Annotated in this window: 15 protein-coding genes; 6 read left to right on the top strand and 9 right to left on the bottom strand. The window is 66.8% G+C overall.

The genetic code is table 11. The features are described 5' to 3' along the window. The first annotated feature begins 61 nt into the window (after window positions 1-61). From ACQ86G_RS25005 to ACQ86G_RS24990, 4 genes are all read left to right on the top strand, one after another. A complete protein-coding gene (locus tag ACQ86G_RS25005; RefSeq protein WP_431257825.1) occupies window positions 62-2,449 on the top strand; it encodes a HAMP domain-containing protein in 2,388 nt (795 codons plus the stop codon). Beyond that, window positions 2,442-3,158: a methyl-accepting chemotaxis protein gene (locus ACQ86G_RS25000; protein ID WP_431257824.1), complete on the top strand. Its 717-nt coding sequence runs from the start codon at window positions 2,442-2,444 to the stop codon at window positions 3,156-3,158. The genes ACQ86G_RS25005 and ACQ86G_RS25000 overlap by 8 nt, the downstream gene beginning before the upstream one ends. A 7-nt stretch (window positions 3,159-3,165) precedes the next feature. After that, window positions 3,166-3,774 carry a hypothetical protein gene (locus tag ACQ86G_RS24995; protein ID WP_431257823.1) on the top strand — a complete coding sequence of 203 codons (609 nt, stop codon included), beginning with the start codon at window positions 3,166-3,168 and terminating at the stop codon, window positions 3,772-3,774. 81 nt (window positions 3,775-3,855) lie between these two features. Beyond that, window positions 3,856-4,221, top strand: coding sequence for a response regulator (locus ACQ86G_RS24990; RefSeq protein WP_431257822.1), 366 nt, complete (start codon window positions 3,856-3,858; stop codon window positions 4,219-4,221). 9 nt (window positions 4,222-4,230) lie between these two features. Here the strand turns inward: ACQ86G_RS24990 and ACQ86G_RS24985 are convergent, their stop codons facing one another. The 4 genes from ACQ86G_RS24985 to ACQ86G_RS24970 form a co-directional block, all read right to left on the bottom strand. Next, window positions 4,231-4,974, bottom strand: a complete 744-nt coding sequence (locus ACQ86G_RS24985) for a DUF695 domain-containing protein (RefSeq protein ID WP_431257821.1) — start codon at window positions 4,972-4,974, stop codon at window positions 4,231-4,233. Between the two features lie 246 nt (window positions 4,975-5,220). Then, window positions 5,221-5,841, bottom strand: coding sequence for a hypothetical protein (locus tag ACQ86G_RS24980; protein WP_431257820.1), 621 nt, complete (start codon window positions 5,839-5,841; stop codon window positions 5,221-5,223). A gap of 422 nt (window positions 5,842-6,263) precedes the next feature. Continuing rightward, a complete protein-coding gene (locus ACQ86G_RS24975) occupies window positions 6,264-6,704 on the bottom strand; it encodes a hypothetical protein (protein ID WP_431257819.1) in 441 nt (146 codons plus the stop codon). Further along, window positions 6,701-7,255, bottom strand: coding sequence for a hypothetical protein (locus ACQ86G_RS24970; protein ID WP_431257818.1), 555 nt, complete (start codon window positions 7,253-7,255; stop codon window positions 6,701-6,703). Before ACQ86G_RS24970 ends, ACQ86G_RS24975 begins: the two co-directional genes overlap by 4 nt. A 528-nt stretch (window positions 7,256-7,783) precedes the next feature. Here ACQ86G_RS24970 and ACQ86G_RS24965 point away from each other — a divergent pair. Together ACQ86G_RS24965 and ACQ86G_RS24960 are read left to right on the top strand one after the other, a co-directional pair. Further along, a complete protein-coding gene (locus tag ACQ86G_RS24965; protein WP_431257817.1) occupies window positions 7,784-8,377 on the top strand; it encodes a PEP-CTERM sorting domain-containing protein in 594 nt (197 codons plus the stop codon). A gap of 234 nt (window positions 8,378-8,611) precedes the next feature. Further along, the gene (locus ACQ86G_RS24960) at window positions 8,612-9,196 is read left to right on the top strand and encodes a hypothetical protein (protein ID WP_431257816.1); all 585 of its coding nucleotides are present in this window, start codon (window positions 8,612-8,614) and stop codon (window positions 9,194-9,196) included. Between the two features lie 1,070 nt (window positions 9,197-10,266). Here the strand turns inward: ACQ86G_RS24960 and ACQ86G_RS24955 are convergent. The 5 genes from ACQ86G_RS24955 to ACQ86G_RS24935 all read right to left on the bottom strand — a co-directional run bounded on the left by ACQ86G_RS24955 (window position 10,267) and on the right by ACQ86G_RS24935 (window position 15,577). Next, on the bottom strand, window positions 10,267-10,767 hold the full coding sequence (locus tag ACQ86G_RS24955) for an endonuclease V (RefSeq protein ID WP_431257815.1): 501 nt from the start codon (window positions 10,765-10,767) through the stop codon (window positions 10,267-10,269). A gap of 42 nt (window positions 10,768-10,809) precedes the next feature. Beyond that, a complete protein-coding gene (locus ACQ86G_RS24950) occupies window positions 10,810-11,112 on the bottom strand; it encodes a hypothetical protein (protein ID WP_431257814.1) in 303 nt (100 codons plus the stop codon). A 42-nt stretch (window positions 11,113-11,154) separates the two neighbouring features. Then, a complete protein-coding gene (locus ACQ86G_RS24945) occupies window positions 11,155-11,904 on the bottom strand; it encodes a hypothetical protein (protein ID WP_431257813.1) in 750 nt (249 codons plus the stop codon). Window positions 11,905-11,986: 82 nt separating this feature from the next. Then, window positions 11,987-14,998 (bottom strand): protein kinase domain-containing protein, encoded by a 3,012-nt coding sequence (locus tag ACQ86G_RS24940; protein ID WP_431257812.1) that lies wholly within the window; start codon window positions 14,996-14,998, stop codon window positions 11,987-11,989. Between the two features lie 24 nt (window positions 14,999-15,022). Beyond that, window positions 15,023-15,577: an ECF-type sigma factor gene (locus tag ACQ86G_RS24935; RefSeq protein ID WP_431257811.1), complete on the bottom strand. Its 555-nt coding sequence runs from the start codon at window positions 15,575-15,577 to the stop codon at window positions 15,023-15,025. Between the last annotated feature and the right edge of the window lie 24 nt (window positions 15,578-15,601).

Here is a 15,601-nt window from a genome sequence, read left to right as displayed (position 1 = left end):
CTTGTCCCGGCGCAACGCCACATGACAAGGCCCCTGTAGTCGTTGGTCGAGAGAGTCACGCATGAACATCCGAGCCCGCATCCTGCTGCTCGTGGCAGCGTCCCTGTTGGCGCTGCTCGCAGTGGGCGCCCTGTCCATGTATCAAGCGCGCAAGAGCGAACGCGAGGTCCGCTTCGTCACCGAGACGGTGGTCCCCAGTGCGATCAAGTCGGTGGCCCTGCTCACCAAGCTCAAGGAGGTGCACATCGCCGCGCTGGGCATGGTGTCCGCGCCCGACGAGGCCGCCGTCAAGCAGGCGCACGAGGAGACCACGCGCCGCCGCGAGGCCTTGCAGCAGGCGGTCGACGCGCTCGACGCCCAGTCCGATTCCAAGGCCCAGCGCGGCCTGGTCGACCTGGTCCGCGAGAGCCAGAAGAACTACTTCCAGTCGCTGGACGAGACCGCGCAGTTCGCGCTGGCCGGCCAGCGCGAGATCGCGCAGGCCACGATGGCCGCCACCGTCGACCAGTACCTGCGCGAGCAGGGCGAGGCGCTGGCCGCGCTCGACATCGAGAAGACCCGCAGCAAGGACGAGGCGATCCGCAAGCTCAACGAGCAGCTGAGCGCCACGCTGATCCTGCTGGCGACGGTCACCGCGGCGGCGATCGCCTTCCTCGGCGTGATCGGCTTCGTGCTCTACCGCCGCATCGTGGCGCCGATCGGCGAGATGCAGGCCTCGATGACCCGCATCGCCACGACGCAGGACTTCTCGCATCGCGTGCCGGTCGAGCGCGACGACGAGATCGGCCGCTCGCTGCAGGCCTTCAACCTGATGATCGAGAAGATCGAGGAGGGCGCCGCGCAGGTCCGCCGCAGGACCGCCGACATCCACGCGATGCTCGACAACATCCCGCAGGGCATCCTGGCGATCGAGGCCGGCGGCCTCGTGCATCCGGAGGTCTCGCAGCACCTGGCCGCCGTGCTGGAGCGCGGCGACTGCGCCGGCCAGCCGGCGATGGCGGTGCTCTTCGCCGACACCACCCTGGGCGCCGACGCGCTGTCGCAGGTCGACGCGGCGATCTCGGCCTGCATCGGCGAGGACGCGATGAACTTTGCATTCAACGCCCACCTGCTGCCGCTGGAGATCGAGAAGTCGATGGCCGACGGGCGGGTGAAGATCCTCGACCTGAACTGGTCGCCGATGATGGACGAGCAGGATCAGGTCGACCGGCTGCTGGTGTGCGTGCGCGACGTCACCGAGCTGCGCGCGCTGGCGCGCGCCGCGCAGTCGCAACGCCGCGAGCTGGGCATGATCGGCGAGATCCTCGCCGTGCATCAGGAGAAGTTCCAGGCCTTCTGCGCCGACGCGGCCACGCTGCTCGACGAGAACCGCCACGTCATCGAGCACGCCGGATCCGCCGCGCCGAGCGAGCGGCTCGAGGCGGTCAACGTGCTGTTCCGCAACATGCACACCGTCAAGGGCAATGCGCGCACGCACGGCCTGCTGCAGCTGGCCGAGCCGGCGCATCAGGCCGAGGAGACCCTCGACCGGCTGCGCTCTGGTCGTGTCGACTGGGACGGCGCCTTGCTGTGCGAGCAGTCGGCGCGCGTCCGCGACACGCTGGACGAATACCGCCAGCTCAGCGAGACCAAGCTCGGCCGTCGCGGTCCGGGCCGGCGCGGCGACGTCGAGAAATTCGCACTGGTGCCGCGCGAGGCGCTGCGGTCGTGGCAGCTGCAGCTGGAGTCGCTGGGCGCTGCCGGCGCGTCGGGCGACGCGGCACAGACGCTCGCCTGGCAACAGCTGCGCGCGTCGATGGCGCGCGTGGGGACCGAGACGCTGGGCGACCAGCTGGCGCCGGTGATCGACTCGCTGCCTGCGCTCGCGACGCAGCTTGGCAAGGAGGCGCCGGACGTGCGCGTCGAGGATCATGGCGTGCTGCTGCACGCGCAGATCGGCGGCACCTTGCGCAACGTCTTCGTGCACCTGTGCCGCAACGCGATCGATCACGGCATCGAGCCGGCGCTGGAGCGTATCGCCGCGGGCAAGCGCGCCGCAGGCCGGATCGCGATCTCTGTGCGCCATGACACGGTGGACGGCGCCGGCCGCCTGCGCCTGGAGATCGCCGACGACGGACGCGGACTCGCGCTGCATCGCATCCGCGATCGCGCGGTCGGACGCGGTCTGATCGGCGCGGCGGTCAATGCCTCGCCGCAGGAACTCGCGGCGCTGGTCTTCGCGCCCGGCTTCTCGACCGCCGACCAGGTGTCCGACGTCTCCGGCCGCGGCGTCGGCATGGACGCGGTGCGTGCCTTCCTGAACGTCGAAGGCGGCGACATCGCGTTGGTGCTCGAGACCGACATGATCCCGGCGAGCGGCTTCGTCCCGTTCCGCACGGTGATCACGCTGCCGGACCGCTTCGCCGTCCCGGCCGACATCGGCGCGATCGTCGAGGTGGCGCATGCTTGAGTTCGCGATCGGACTGCTGCTCGGACTGGCGGCCGCGGGTGCGCTGTACTGGCGTCAACGGCGGGGCGCGGCCGGCCAGGCCCGCGCCGAGCACGATGCGCAGGCACTGACGCAGCGCTTCCAGGCGCTGGAGCAGGCCTTCGAGACCTTGAAGGCGCGTGCGGCCTCGGACGCCGAGGCGGCGGCACAGGCCGGCGCCGACGTCGCGCAGGACCGCGATCGCCTGCTGCGCCAGCTCGTCGAAGCCGGCGAGGTCCAGGCCGAGCGGCAGGGGCGGGTGGACGAGCTGCTGCAAGGCAACGGCCAGGTCGCCCGGAACATCGCCGAGCTGATGAAGGTCGAGCAGACCTTCGAGCGTTGGCACCATTCGATGAACGCACTGCTCGCGCACAACAAGGGCATGCACGACAAGAACGGCGACTTCGCCCGCATCGTGCGGCACATGATCATCGTGACGCTGAACGCCTCGATCGAGGCGGCGCGCGCGGGCGAATCCGGCCGCGGCTTCGCGGTCGTCGCCGAGGAGATGCGCGGGCTGGCGTCCGACGCGGCCCAGCTGTCGCAGGACTACGGCGACGCGCTGCACGAGAACGACCTGATCACCACGTCGACCTTCCAGGACGTGCAGGCGTCCGGGCGCCTGATCATGGGCGCGCTGACGAGCCTGGAACTGGCAAACCGGCGCCTGCTGGGCGCGTCGCCGGAGTGAGCACGACATGAAGATCAGCGATCGGGCCCGACAGGGTTTCGACCAGTTCGTCCAGCACTGCATGCGCACGACGCTGGTGCCCGCCGGGCAGTCGGCGATCGGCATCACCGCGCTCGATGCGGTGACGCCGGAGCCGGTCTCATCCGCGCGTGCCGCAAGCACGGCACCACGTACCACCGCGTCACGCGGTGTTGTGGTGATGCTGACGGTGGCGTCGTCGAGCTTCAGCCTGGTGCTGTTCCTGCATCACGAGGTCGATGCGGCAGCGCGTGCGCGGCTGGCGGCGCAGCATGGGCTGGATCCATCGGCGCGGGACGGGCAAGCGGTCGAGGACGCGATGTCGGAGGCCGGCAACCTGTTCTGCGGCGCGCTCAACCGCGAGCTGGGACGCGTGTTCCCGCTGGTGGGCATGTCCACGCCGCACCGGCTGGACGGGCATTGCATCGACCACCTGCGGCTGCTCAGGCACAGCCACGCGCGGCACTTCCGGATGGCGCTGAGCGACGGCTCGCACCGGCTCGCGAGCTACTGCGTCTGCGCGTACGGCGACATCGACTTCGCGGCGCCGGAGGCGGTCGTCGAGGACGTGAGCGTCGGCGAGCTCGAACTGTTCTGACAGAGCCCGCTGCGCCTCTTCATTCCCCGCATTCCCTTCATTCCCCGTATTCCTTCATTGACGACGATTCGGAGAGACGACATGACGCAGATTCTGGTGGTGGACGATTCGAGCACGGTCCGCAACGAGGTGGGCGGCTTCCTGCAAGGTCACGGGCTGAGCGTGGCCTACGCGGTGGATGGCCGCGACGGCCTGACCAAGCTGAAGGCGGACAGCGGCATCAAGCTGGTGATCTGCGACGTCAACATGCCCAACATGGACGGCCTGACGATGGCCGAGAAGGTGCGCAGCGAGCTGGGCAATCTCCAGGTCGGCATCATCATGCTGACCACCGAGAACTCGCCGGCCATGAAGGAGCGGGGCAAGGCGGCCGGGATCAAGGGCTGGATCGTGAAGCCGTTCAACGGCCCGGCGGTGATCGGGTCGGTGAAGAAGCTCGTGGCGTGATCGCGGCCGTCAAGGCGCGACCGGGCAACCCCAGCCGTCGTACTCGCCGCCATGCTGCTTCGCGGCCTCGAACAGCGGCCGGGTCACCTCGTCGATGTCTTGATGGGACGGCACGTCCACTCGCGCGACGTGCACGCTCATCGCATCGCGTTCCTCGACATGCGTGGGCTCGTCCTTGGGCAGGAAGCCGAGCGGACGCACCGCGTCGATGAACGCGGCGGCCGAGGTGGCATCGGGCAACCACGCCCAATGATCGATTTCGCGCGGCGCCGAGAGCGTATCGCCGTGCTCTTCGAGCTGCTCGCAGACGCGCCGGTTCTGGATCCGTTCCCGGTCCCAGTCGTCGGGCAGCAGGAAGGTCCGGTAAGTCGACCACTCGGGGTCGTCGCGCGCGCCGGACTGGAACTCGTAGTCGGCGAAGGGCTTCATCGCCGCGGCGGCGCGCGCCGCCCACGTGTCGGGCGCGAAGACGTAGAAGTAGAAATCCCGGCAGCCATCGGACGTGTTGCGGCCGACGTAGGCGGTGCGGTCGTCGCAGAGCGACGCCTGCAGCCGGTCCTCGATCGCGATGAGCTGGTCGAACTCCGCCTGGCTGGAGAGGCCGTCATCGCGCGGATGGCGCATGCGCAGCCGCAGATAGGCCATGTGCGGCAGGGCCGCCACGGGCGCTGACGCTTCCGCGCCGAGGTCCACGTAGAGCGACGCGGGCTTGCCGTCGACACGCGCGGAGTAGAAGTCCCAGTCGTCGGTCATGTGGGGAGTTGGCAAGGAGTGGAAAGGCCGCGCGGATCATAAAGGCGGGGTGGCGATCGACAGGTGCTGGCGTCCGTTTCAGGCTGGTTGCGGCCGTTCGCTGCGAGCCCGACAGGCGGCCGCTATCGACCCGGAGCGGACATGGGGTTCCGCAGTCTGGCTGCCCTGAAGCGGCCGCTCAACGTTGAGCCTATGCTGCGAGCAGCAGGTTACCGAGACGAGTCGGATCGAGCGATTGGCTAGCATTCATTGGAGGAAATCGTGCAGCTCATTCGCATCAAAGAAGTGCGTCTTCTGAGGCTTTGTTATCAACCATACACGAGCAAAGGCCGAGCGGCCCGAAGCAAGGTGTAGCTCAAGTGTGCTGAGCAACTTGGAATGAAAGATGTTGGGCACCGGCACTTTGCCATTAAGTGAGCGAACAGCACCTTTTACAGCCGGTGAACTTCGCAAGGACTGAAGGTTCCATTTGCTGGTTCCATTGGCCGTTAGGAGAGTCATGGCACTTGCGTCCGCACCGGTTGTCGTCGTAGTTGTTGCCCAAGAAACTTCCGTGGATAGCAAGGCCACAAATGAGAAGTCCTCAACCTGCGGATAGAGCGCCGCCGCCCGGACAAAATCGCGCACAAGGTCTCGTCTGCGATTTGAAGCGTTGCTCTTGTCTTGGTGGCGCCACCACTTGAGCTCAACTCCTCCGACGACATGCAGGACGTTTTTATGTCCTATTCGGTGGACAACCAAATCCACAGCGGAGTCAATCCATCCCGCAGGAATCACTTCGCGCTTATGCACCCATGCCTGATTCATTTGTGCGCCAGCAGTTGCAGCGGCAACTATCAGGCTATCCCGGAGTGTGATCTCGCCCATCCCCTCAAGCGAGGATGTCGCTAGTCCGTGCGCTGCATGCGAGACAAGGATGCTGCAAGTTCGATCCGCAAAATCTTGAATCTGAGCTGGTGTCATCTTTAAAGCCAACGTTCGCGCTCAGCGGGCAGCGCAGCCGTCCGCTTCAGAAATGGGTAGGTGGAGCGAGTATGACGTGCCAACAGGAGGAAGTACCCCTCTTGCTGGGGCGCGGGCATTGGCGCTAACCCTGAATTTCCGGCACGCCTGTCGAGCAGGAGCCGATCGGCTCACCCGCAAGCGGTCTCCGTGATCGGTCTACTCTTGGCCGACAGCAGCCACCCAACCGCCGCAGATTGAGCGACCGCTATCGCTGCGATGCCGCCGCGGCTTCAGGCTGACAGCGGTCACCGAGACGGCTCTGCCACTGGAGGCGGTCACTGTAGCTACGTTGAAGCGCCTTCCCATTCTTCGAGAGGCTTGAGAAGCAGTTCGCCGGCGGTGTTGGTCATCCAAGTCTGAACTTTGTCTGGGGGCTCGTACCACTTGATGCTGTGGCCTTGCGCGTCGGTCCAGCCGGCCAAGTGAACTCTCAATACGTCTGAAAGTTCTCTCTGTGACCAAGCCTTCGTCGGAAGGCTGCGACCGAAGACAGTAGTGCGACAAGAGGTGTGGTCGCCGTCAGTCTTGCTGGTCAAGTACTTCAACCCTGACTCAACCAAGCTCATTTGGTAGGACACCCTGGCGTAGACCTCATCAAACTGGATTGGGTGCAATTTGCGCCCACCAACGTCGAGTGCATAGCGCCCGTACGACTCTCGGGCGAGCCCGTCGTCCTCGAAAACGACGATAAGCCCAACCTCGCCCATGCGTAATGAGAGGGTCATGTAAGGGATGCTGTCGCGGAAGCCGAAACGATGCTCTCCGCCAACGTCATGGAGGTTGAAGAGCAGCAGGGAATATGGAGGCGTGCCGGCGAAATCGTGGCGCCCCCGGACCCCTGCAAAAACAGATGCAAATTGGAGAAAGATCGCAGCACCTCCTCTGGGACGATGGGGCCAGCTTCTGGTTGCCGGCGGTCTCGCAAGAGCGACCACTCCTTGCGCAAGATTCCGTAGAAGATCTTAGCGGCCCAAAGGTACAGCGGCCTGTCTCCCAACTGCTTGACGCTTTCATAACCCTGCCCGACAGCATTCGAGACTAGGTTCTCAAGCCTGCCCAACTCAACCCCGTTGCAGTGGCAGCAACAAGGTATCTTGAGATTTCGATACTGCAAGAGCGTGCCGTTCAGCAGCGTAAGACGCTTATCCCACAGGTTGTAGCCATGCTGCATCCACTTCGCGAACACGTGCTCCTGCGTGATGCCTGAATGTGTCCCGCATAGAAAACAAGCATCTTCTTGAACTTGAAGATCACTAAAAAGGTCCTGTTTGATCATGGACGGTCGCGCATCCCAAAGATTCCGAGAGGTGGGTGCCCAAGGTTCTCAAGCGCATCCCGTTTCATAAGCAACAGACTAGCTGAATGACGCTTCCTAAGAGCTAGGCCCGTCTCGACAGCATGTCTGCTTTCGCTGCAGCGCGGACGTTGGCTTGAGGCTGAAAACCGACGCCACGCGGTGGGCTCCGCTTCAGGCCCGTCCTGAACTCTTCGAGTGGGGCATCGAAGGAAGTCGAGAAGCTCTGATCGAGTGCAAGGCGCGTTCCCCGGTGCCGCCGTCGCTGCCTACCAGGTCTGGACGCCGCAGAGCAACGCACAGCCGGATCACTGCGATCGGTTCTGATGGTGTGTGGAGTCGAGGGGCTTGTCGGCGAGCGCTCCCACGAAGCGCGACGGAAAACTTGACACTCCGATTAAGCACGCTGAGCGTCGGCTTGCCATCCCCTTGTCGCGGCTCAGGAAAGTCGTATTGGAATGGAGCTTGCTAGCGTCGACCGCTTTGCGTTGAAGCGTTCAGGGAGAGCAGATGATTCGATGGATTTCGGCCCGGGTGGGGGCTTGCACGGTGGCGTTTATGGGCTTGGTCAGCCCGGCCTTTGCTGCGGTCGATTACGACTTCACGTTCACCAACCTGAGGACCGGCGCTCACACCTTCGATGATTTCCGATTGCACCTCAGCTTCGACGACTTCGTCCGCACGACAGGCTTGCAGCCGATCGAAGGTCCTTCGCTGCGCACGCCGTTTGGTTACGACGTGTCCCGTGCCGGGACGAACAAGAACAGTTGGTGGGCATTTGACGGAGGTGGGCTCGGCGTTCTCGTGGATGACCAGTACACGTTCGGCGGCATCTCCTTCTTGTTCAGCCTCGATCAGGACACGACCGACTACCTCGCGGCGAGTGGGACCTTCGCAGGCAATGTCAGCGGGAATGCGCTGGTTGGCGCTCGGCGTATCAGCATGAACGGCCTCGCGACGCTCACCATCACCGATCGGAACGCGTCCGCGGTCCCCGAGCCCGAGTCCTGGATGTTGATGCTGGGCGGCGGCGCGCTGATCCTTGCGCTCTCTCGCAAGCGCAAAGCTGGCACTGCGGCCATCGCAGGATCCACCTCGGCCTGACGGCGCTCGATCCTGCGAGCCGCGTGGCGTCCACGTCGACCAGGAGTTCGACGACGCCATCGCGCCCGTGGCGCCGGACTTCGCGTCGTCCCTCTGCAGAGGGGCTCTCAGCGCCTGTCAAACACCCACAGGCCATCTCGGCGAGAGAGCGTGGCATTCGGCCCATGACGTCCTGATGCTTCACGGCGAGCCATGTGCAGGACAATCCGCGTAGACGCAACGCCGGACATTCGCATGCATCACCGCTACGACGACCTCCAACGCTTGGTGGGCGCCGTGCCTTTCATGGCGCTGATGCGTCCGGGCAGCGCATTGAGTCTGCTCACTCGCGCGGCGGACGATGCTGAGGAACTGGCGTCGGTATTGGGTCAGTATCCGCAGGTGCGCTATCAGGCGCTGGACTTCCACTACGTCTGTCTCCAGAGCCTGGGAGCGCTCAGCAAGGCGCTCATCGAAGATCTGGCCAGCGAATTCGGTTGGCGCGGCCTGGTGTGGGCAAGCATCCTGGCATGCCTCGCGCCGTCAGAGGATTTTCGAGAGGCGCTTGAGGCTGCGCGGCTGAACGAGCCTCGAAAGGCCTGGGCGGTGGATCTCGCGCTGGCGCACCTGGACGCCGAGTGCCCGAGCGAACTGTCCGGGTTGATGGCGCAGCTCATTCGCCTGCGCCATGCCCTGTCGGCGTGCACCGTTCCCAGCGTCTCGCTGCGGCTGGCGGAATCGCGTTCAGTGATTGATGCTCGCCAGTCTCTGGTTCGAGAAAAGTACCAGTGCGAGGTCAATGCGTCTGCATTACAGGCGATTCGCCGCGCGGAAAGGTGACTCAGCGCTTTCGAGCGGGAGTTCCGCCCCGCTGCGATGCCGCAGTTTCCAGTTTGGGATTGGCCAGACGCTCCGCATGCCGCGATCACTTCGCAGCGGGTAGATCGACATCGGCGCGACACCAATGCCCCTCGGCCGGCGAGTCCATCTGGTCGTCGATGGCATAGGACACCCTCGTCCTGGTCACACGCGGTCCGTCGTAGCAGTGATGTGCCGCATATCCCCGTCTCAGATGCAGGCGTGCTTCTCCAGGAGCCAGGCAGTCGATCCTGATGGGCTCTCCTGCGAGGTACTGCTCATCGGCAGGCATGTGCGTGGTGTCAAGACCGAACCGTTCGGCCCACAGGATCAGGTCTGCGTACTCCACGGTGAGGTCTCGATAGGGCCGGGCCCCGGAGTTCGAGACCTCCACGCGATAGCAGTCTTCCAGAGGGTCGGGCTGCGCGCTGATCCTGACGTGGAGGTCGGACTGTTCGCGAGCGTCAAGGGGGCGCAGAGCTGCTTGTTTTCCTGGCATCGCGGGATTCCATCATTCAAGTGGCCAGCGGGCTTGTTGCTGGGGTGCGCCGTCCGTTTTTACCACTGCGCCTCAGCTTCATCCGCGGAAATCGGCCACGTGGCTATTGCCGGATGTCGCAGTCGACTCAATGCCGGCGCCAAGAGCTTCGAGATCTCTTCAAAGCGGCTTGCCACAAGGGCGGAGGCATCAAGGCTCAACGGTTCCGGACTCATGAGCAATCTCTTCAAGAGTCACGCGAAGATCGTGGACGCCCCTGCGGTGGGTCGGCTGCCACCCTTCGGCGCAGGCCCGTCGAATCCACGCTGCCACCTGCCTCGGCATGACGACGTGGCCCGGACCGTGGAGCCAGTCGTCTGTCGGAAGAGGCGGAAGGACCACTTTGAGCGGGTGGCTCATGTCCGCTGTCGACTCGACGATGACGGTCAGCGTCGACGTGGGGCCTTGCGTCGCGAATTGAGCACTTCGCCGCACGCTCCAGCGATACAGGACGCCGTCCACGGTGATCAGGCGGGAACCGCGTTTCCCCATGCTCATGCGTCGTGTCCCCGAATCAATCCCTGTTCTTCGCCAACCGCGCCGCCAGCTTCATGAGCGTCGGAACACGCTTCCTGCCGTGCATGGAGCGCAGGCGCACCTTGGCCGCGCCGATGTCGAGGCCCGCGGACGTCACGATCAGCGGGGGCGTTTCCTCCTCTCTCATGACCTCGAACTGCGAGGACAGGCCGGGCAGGCCCTTCTTCGAGACGCCGACGACGGGGACCTGTCCACCCAGCGCATGGAACAGGTGCTGGCCCAGGCCGGGCGTGTCATCGGCATCGAGGTGGACGAAGCCTTCGATCAGGATGAGCTCGGGCTCGAGGCTGTGCTCGCGCAGCAGCTGCATCACGCAGGGCAGTTCCCGCAGGTCGAGTTCGCCGCGCACGGCCTTCTCGACGTGTTCGATGCGGGAGAAGTAGGTCTTCGTCGCTTCCGCTGCATCCCAGGCATCGAAAGCCACGGCGGCGGCATTCGCCTGCGCACCATCCCAATGAACCGCGACGATAAGTTTCATGCGGGATTATGAGCGCGCGAATCCATCGGCTCCCCGCGTGCGTCAACCCTTGGGAAGCTCTCGGATCTCCACCGTACCGCCCGCCTCGTAGACGGGGTTGCCCGTCAGGAACTGCCTGGCGCTCTCGAGGCTGTCCGCACGCACGCGGATGAAGCCGTCGAGCCGGCTGCGCGCGGGTTGAATGGACGCATGCTTCCTGTGCTCCTCGCCGCGTCCGATGGCGCTGCCGCCGTCGAACAGCCCGGTGCCTCGGAGGAGGTCCAGGTATTGCTCCCATCGCGCCGGATCGTCGGCGAGTTGCAGGTCGGTGGCGTCGCGGTGCATCAACAGCAGGTATTCGTTCATTCGAGCTCCGTCGGCGGCGAGTGTTCAAGCCGCAGCGGGGAACTAGCTTAAGCGAGGCCATCGGCCCTTGCGGACGAGCCTCGTCCCCGACTTTCTCCGCATCCGTCGCGGCGGCGCGGTGAGCAGGATCGCCATCGCGCCCAGCGCCGCGCCCGCCGGCACGTCCATCACGTGATGCTGGTAGGTCGTCAGCACCGACACGCCGATCAACACGAACCACAGGTGCAGGGCCGCCGCCTGCCAGCCTCGCAGCGCCGGCGTGAATCGGGCCCACAGCAGCACCAGCACGCCGATGTGCAGCGAGGGCGCGCGGTTGTACGGCATGTCGCAGTGGCCGAGCAGGTCGAACATCAGGCCGATCGCGCCGTCGGTCGGCGGCCGCTCGAAGGTGAAGCGTAGCGGGAACGCGGCGTAGCAGAGCACCGACACGATCAGCACGATGAGCAGCCGCAGCACGTGGCGGCGCAGCCGTTCGGCGTCCCCGTCGATGAAGAACGACAGCGCGAAGAACAAGCAGATCGACAGATAGGGCACCACCGTCCAGCTCACGAAGGGGATGGCCCGTTCCCACGCGAAGACGCCGGCGCCGACATCGGTCCGCAGGCTGGTCACGTGGTTGGACAGCGTGTACAGCGCGGCATACGTGGCGGAGGTCGCCGCGGCGCAGGGCATCGGCCGCCAGCGCAGTGCAGTTGCCGCCGTTGTCGCTGCTGCTGATGCGGTGGGTGCTGATACGGCTGCGGGGGCTGCTGGCGCGTGGCCGCCTTCGGGCCACGGGATCGGAAAGCTCATCGGGATCTCCGCCGCGGGTGACGCCACCCGCCTATCCCTGATTACGAGATCCCGGCCCCAAAGCGGACAGCGCCGCGCGACATCAGGGAAGCGGAGCCGGCTTGCGCTGTGCAGCGCGGAGCGCGCGGACCTGATCGAGCAGCCGGTCGGCCTCGGCGTCCTTGTGCAGCGTGCGTTGAGCCTGGGCCAACGCATCGAGCGCATCCGCCACTGCGGGGCTCAGCGCGGGGTCGTAGATCAGCCGGTGCAGGCGCACGGCCTCCTGCAGCACCGGCTCCGCCGCGGCCGCCTGGTGCTGTCGGAGCAAGGCCTGACCCAGCACCAGCGTCGCGGCGGCCTGGTTGTCCCGCTGGTAGTCGGCATTCCCGCCGCGGTCGATGGCGGCGAGCGCCTGCCGCGCCTGCGCCTCCGCCACGTCGGGATGGCCTGCGTTCAGCTCGAGCCAGGCCGATTCGGCCTGTTCCGTCACGGGCTCGCTTGCGGTGGGCGCGGGCGGCACCTTCCTCGCGGCGCGCTGCGCCTGCAGGCCCGCCAGCGCCTCGCATGCCTGGCCGCTCTGCACCTGCCAGCGCCGAAGCGCCAGGCTGTAGAGCCTGCCCGGCGGCTTGCCGGCGGGGGTGGCCTGTCGCTGGCGCTCCAGCAAGGCCTGCGCTTCGGCCAATCGACCGAGGCTCGTCAGCGCCACTGCGCGGTCCGTCAGGACCTGCTCGTCCATGCCGTCCACCGGATGAGGCTTGCCCAGCACCGCCACGTCGTCGCTGCTGACGGCCAGCGCGGCTTGCGTCTGACCGTAGGTCGCCAGCGCGCGCGCCTGCCACATGCGGACCCAGCGGCGCTGCGGCAGATCGGCGGCCGCGGTCTCACTCCATCGCCATGCCGGCGCCAGCGCCGTCAGGCTGTCGCGGAAGCGCCCGCCCAGGTTGAGGAAGATCGCCAGGTGCGTCTGTGTCTCGGCCACGCGCACCGCGTTGGCATTGCGCGCGAGCTCCGCCGCCACGCCCTTGCGCATGCTGGTCTCGGCGTCGGCGTATCGACCCAGCGCGCGCTGCGAATGCCCGAGGAACTCGTAGAGCAGCGACAGCTCGCCGGCACCCAGCGGCGGATGCGCTTCGCAGAGCCGGACGGCTTCCGCGTAGGCGGCCTGCGCGCGCTCGAACGACCTGTCGTACAGGGCCGCGTCGCCAAGGATGTGCAGCACCAGCAGCAGGTCGGCGTTGGAGTTGCCGCGGCGCGCGATCGTCAATGCACGCTCGGCGAAGGCCATCGCCACTGCCGGCTCCGCGCGTCGGTTCAGCGACGCCTGGCCGATCTCCACCTGCAGTCGTGTCGGCGAGCTGTGGTCCTGTCGCGCGTCCAGCAGGGCCGTGGCTTCCTTCAACTGCGCCGCGGCGTCGTCGCGCTTGCTGTCGAGGGCCAACGCATTGGCCAACGCCGCCAACGCCAGCACCGTCTCGTCGCTGGTGGGCCCGTGCAGCGCGCGCGCCACGCCCAGGCGCTGGCGTTGCAGGTCGACCTCGCGCGCGTTCAAGCCCAGGTCCTGGTACATCGAGGCCAGCACCGTCAGCAGCCGCAGTCGCGCGGCGGGCGCGTCCTTGAGCTCGGCGTTGATCCGCTCGGCGCCGCGGTCCAGCAGCTCGCGCGCCGTCGTGTCCCGGGCCTTGGCCGGATTGGCCTGATCGGCCGTGTTGGCGCGGAACACGCCTTCCAGGAATCCCTGCACCGCCAGTGCGGTGGCCGCTTCCGCCTGGGCACGCTGGGTCTCCAGACCCGCCCGGTGCGCCTGCCACAGCGCGACCGACGCGCCACCCAGCAGCGCCAGCGTGGCGATGGCGCCGGCCGTCACCGGCAGGCGGTGCCGTCGCACCAGCTTGACCAGGCGATACGCCCATCCGTCGGGCCGCGCCTGGACCGGCTCGCCATCCAGCCACCGGCGCAGGTCCTGCGCGAAGGCGTCCATCGTCGGATAACGATCGGTGGGCGACTTCTTCAGCGCCTGGTTCAGGATCGCGTCCAGGTCGCCGCGCAGCTGCCTGCGCAGCGTGCGGTCGGCACTGGAGACCGTGCCAGTGCCGGCAGCGCCCAGCCCCGGCCCCGTGCCCACGGCCGCGCCGACGTCCGCGATGCCGAGGCTGCTGGCCAGAGGGATCTCCGCCGCGGCGATCACTTCTTCGAGTTCGGCCGCGCTGCCCCGCTTGAGGCGGTAGGGACGCACGCCGGCCAGCACCTCGTAGGCGACCACGCCCAGGCTGTAGACGTCGCTGGCGGTGCCCAGCGGATCGCCGCGGATCTGCTCCGGGCTGGCGTAGTCCAGCGTCAGCGCGCGGCCCGAGAGCTCCGTGAGTGCCGTGCGCTGCGTGCTGTCGCCTTCGAGCAGCTTGGCGATGCCGAAGTCCAGCAGCTTCACCTGACCCTCGGGCGTCACCAGGATGTTGCTCGGCTTCAGGTCGCGATGGACGACGAGTCGCGAGTGCGCATGCCCCACGGCCGCCATCACCTGCAGCAGCAGCGTGACCCGCTCCCGCACCGGCAGCGCGCGCGTGCGGCAGTACGCGTCGATCGGCACGCCGTCCACATGCTCCATGGCGAGGAAAGGCCGGCCGTGCGCGTCGATGCCGGCGTCGTAGAGCCGTGCGATGTGCTCGTGTTCGAGCGTTTCGAGGATCTCCCGTTCCCGCTCCAATCGCTCGGCGAGGCTGTCGCCCCAGACGATGCGTGGCAGCTTCAGCGCGACGCGCCGGTGCATGAGGCCGTCCGCCCGTTCGGCGAGCCACACGGTGCCCATGCCTCCGCGCCCGATCTGGTCGATCAGCCGGTAGGCGCCGACGAGGCTGCCCGGGCCGACGCCGTCGAACGGTCCCGGGCTGTCGGCGGGTCCCTCGGCTTCGAAGAGCCGGGGCAGCGTGTCGAGGAAGTCGTCCGTCTCGACCTCGGCCTGGTGCGCGAGCAGCGTGCGCAGCGTGTCGCGATGCACGGCGTGTTCACCGATCAGGCCTTCGAGCCAGGCGTCGCGCGAGGCCTTCGACAGGTTGAGCGCCTCGTCCAACAGGGCACTGATCGCGGGCCAGTCGCCTTCGAATCGGGAGAGGGTCGTCATGCCGTCATCCGACCCGTGGCGCCGTCAGTCGCGCAGCGCGTGCGCGAGCAGCAGCCGCGCCTTGTCCCAGTCCCGGCGCACGGTACGCGCGGACAGGCCCAGCGCCTCGGCGATCTCCTCGTCCTCGAGGCCGCCGAAGTAGCGCATCTCGACCACGCGGCCGAGCCGCTCGTCGACGCGGCCGAGGTCCTCCAGCGCCGCATGCACGGCCAGGATCTCGTCGGACGCGGCGGGCAGGGCGCCGATCAGTTCGGAGTTCAGCGTGACCTGCTCGGCCTCGCCGCCGCGGCGGTCCGTCTTCGCCTGGCGCGCCGCGTCGACGATGATCGATCGCATCACCGTCGCGGCGTAGGCCAGGAAGTGGCCCCGGTCCGAGGGCGTCAGCGTCTCGCGCTGCAGGAACTTGAGGTAGCACTCGTTGACCAGGGCGGTCGTCGCCATCAGGTCGTTGCCGGAGCCGCGAGACAGTCGCCGGTGGGCCACCTGCCGGAGCTCGGGATAGAGCAGCTCGAAGATCCTGTCGAAGGCATCGCGGTCGCCTTCGCGCGCCCGTCCGATCAACTGCGTCACTTCCCCCATGCCGTGCTTCCGTCCAAAACGAGG

Origin of the sequence: Roseateles chitinivorans (assembly GCF_050632145.1) — a bacterium.
Taxonomy (GTDB): Bacteria; Pseudomonadota; Gammaproteobacteria; order Burkholderiales; family Burkholderiaceae_C; genus Roseateles; species Roseateles chitinivorans_B.
This window is presented reverse-complemented; position numbering and strand designations above follow the sequence as displayed.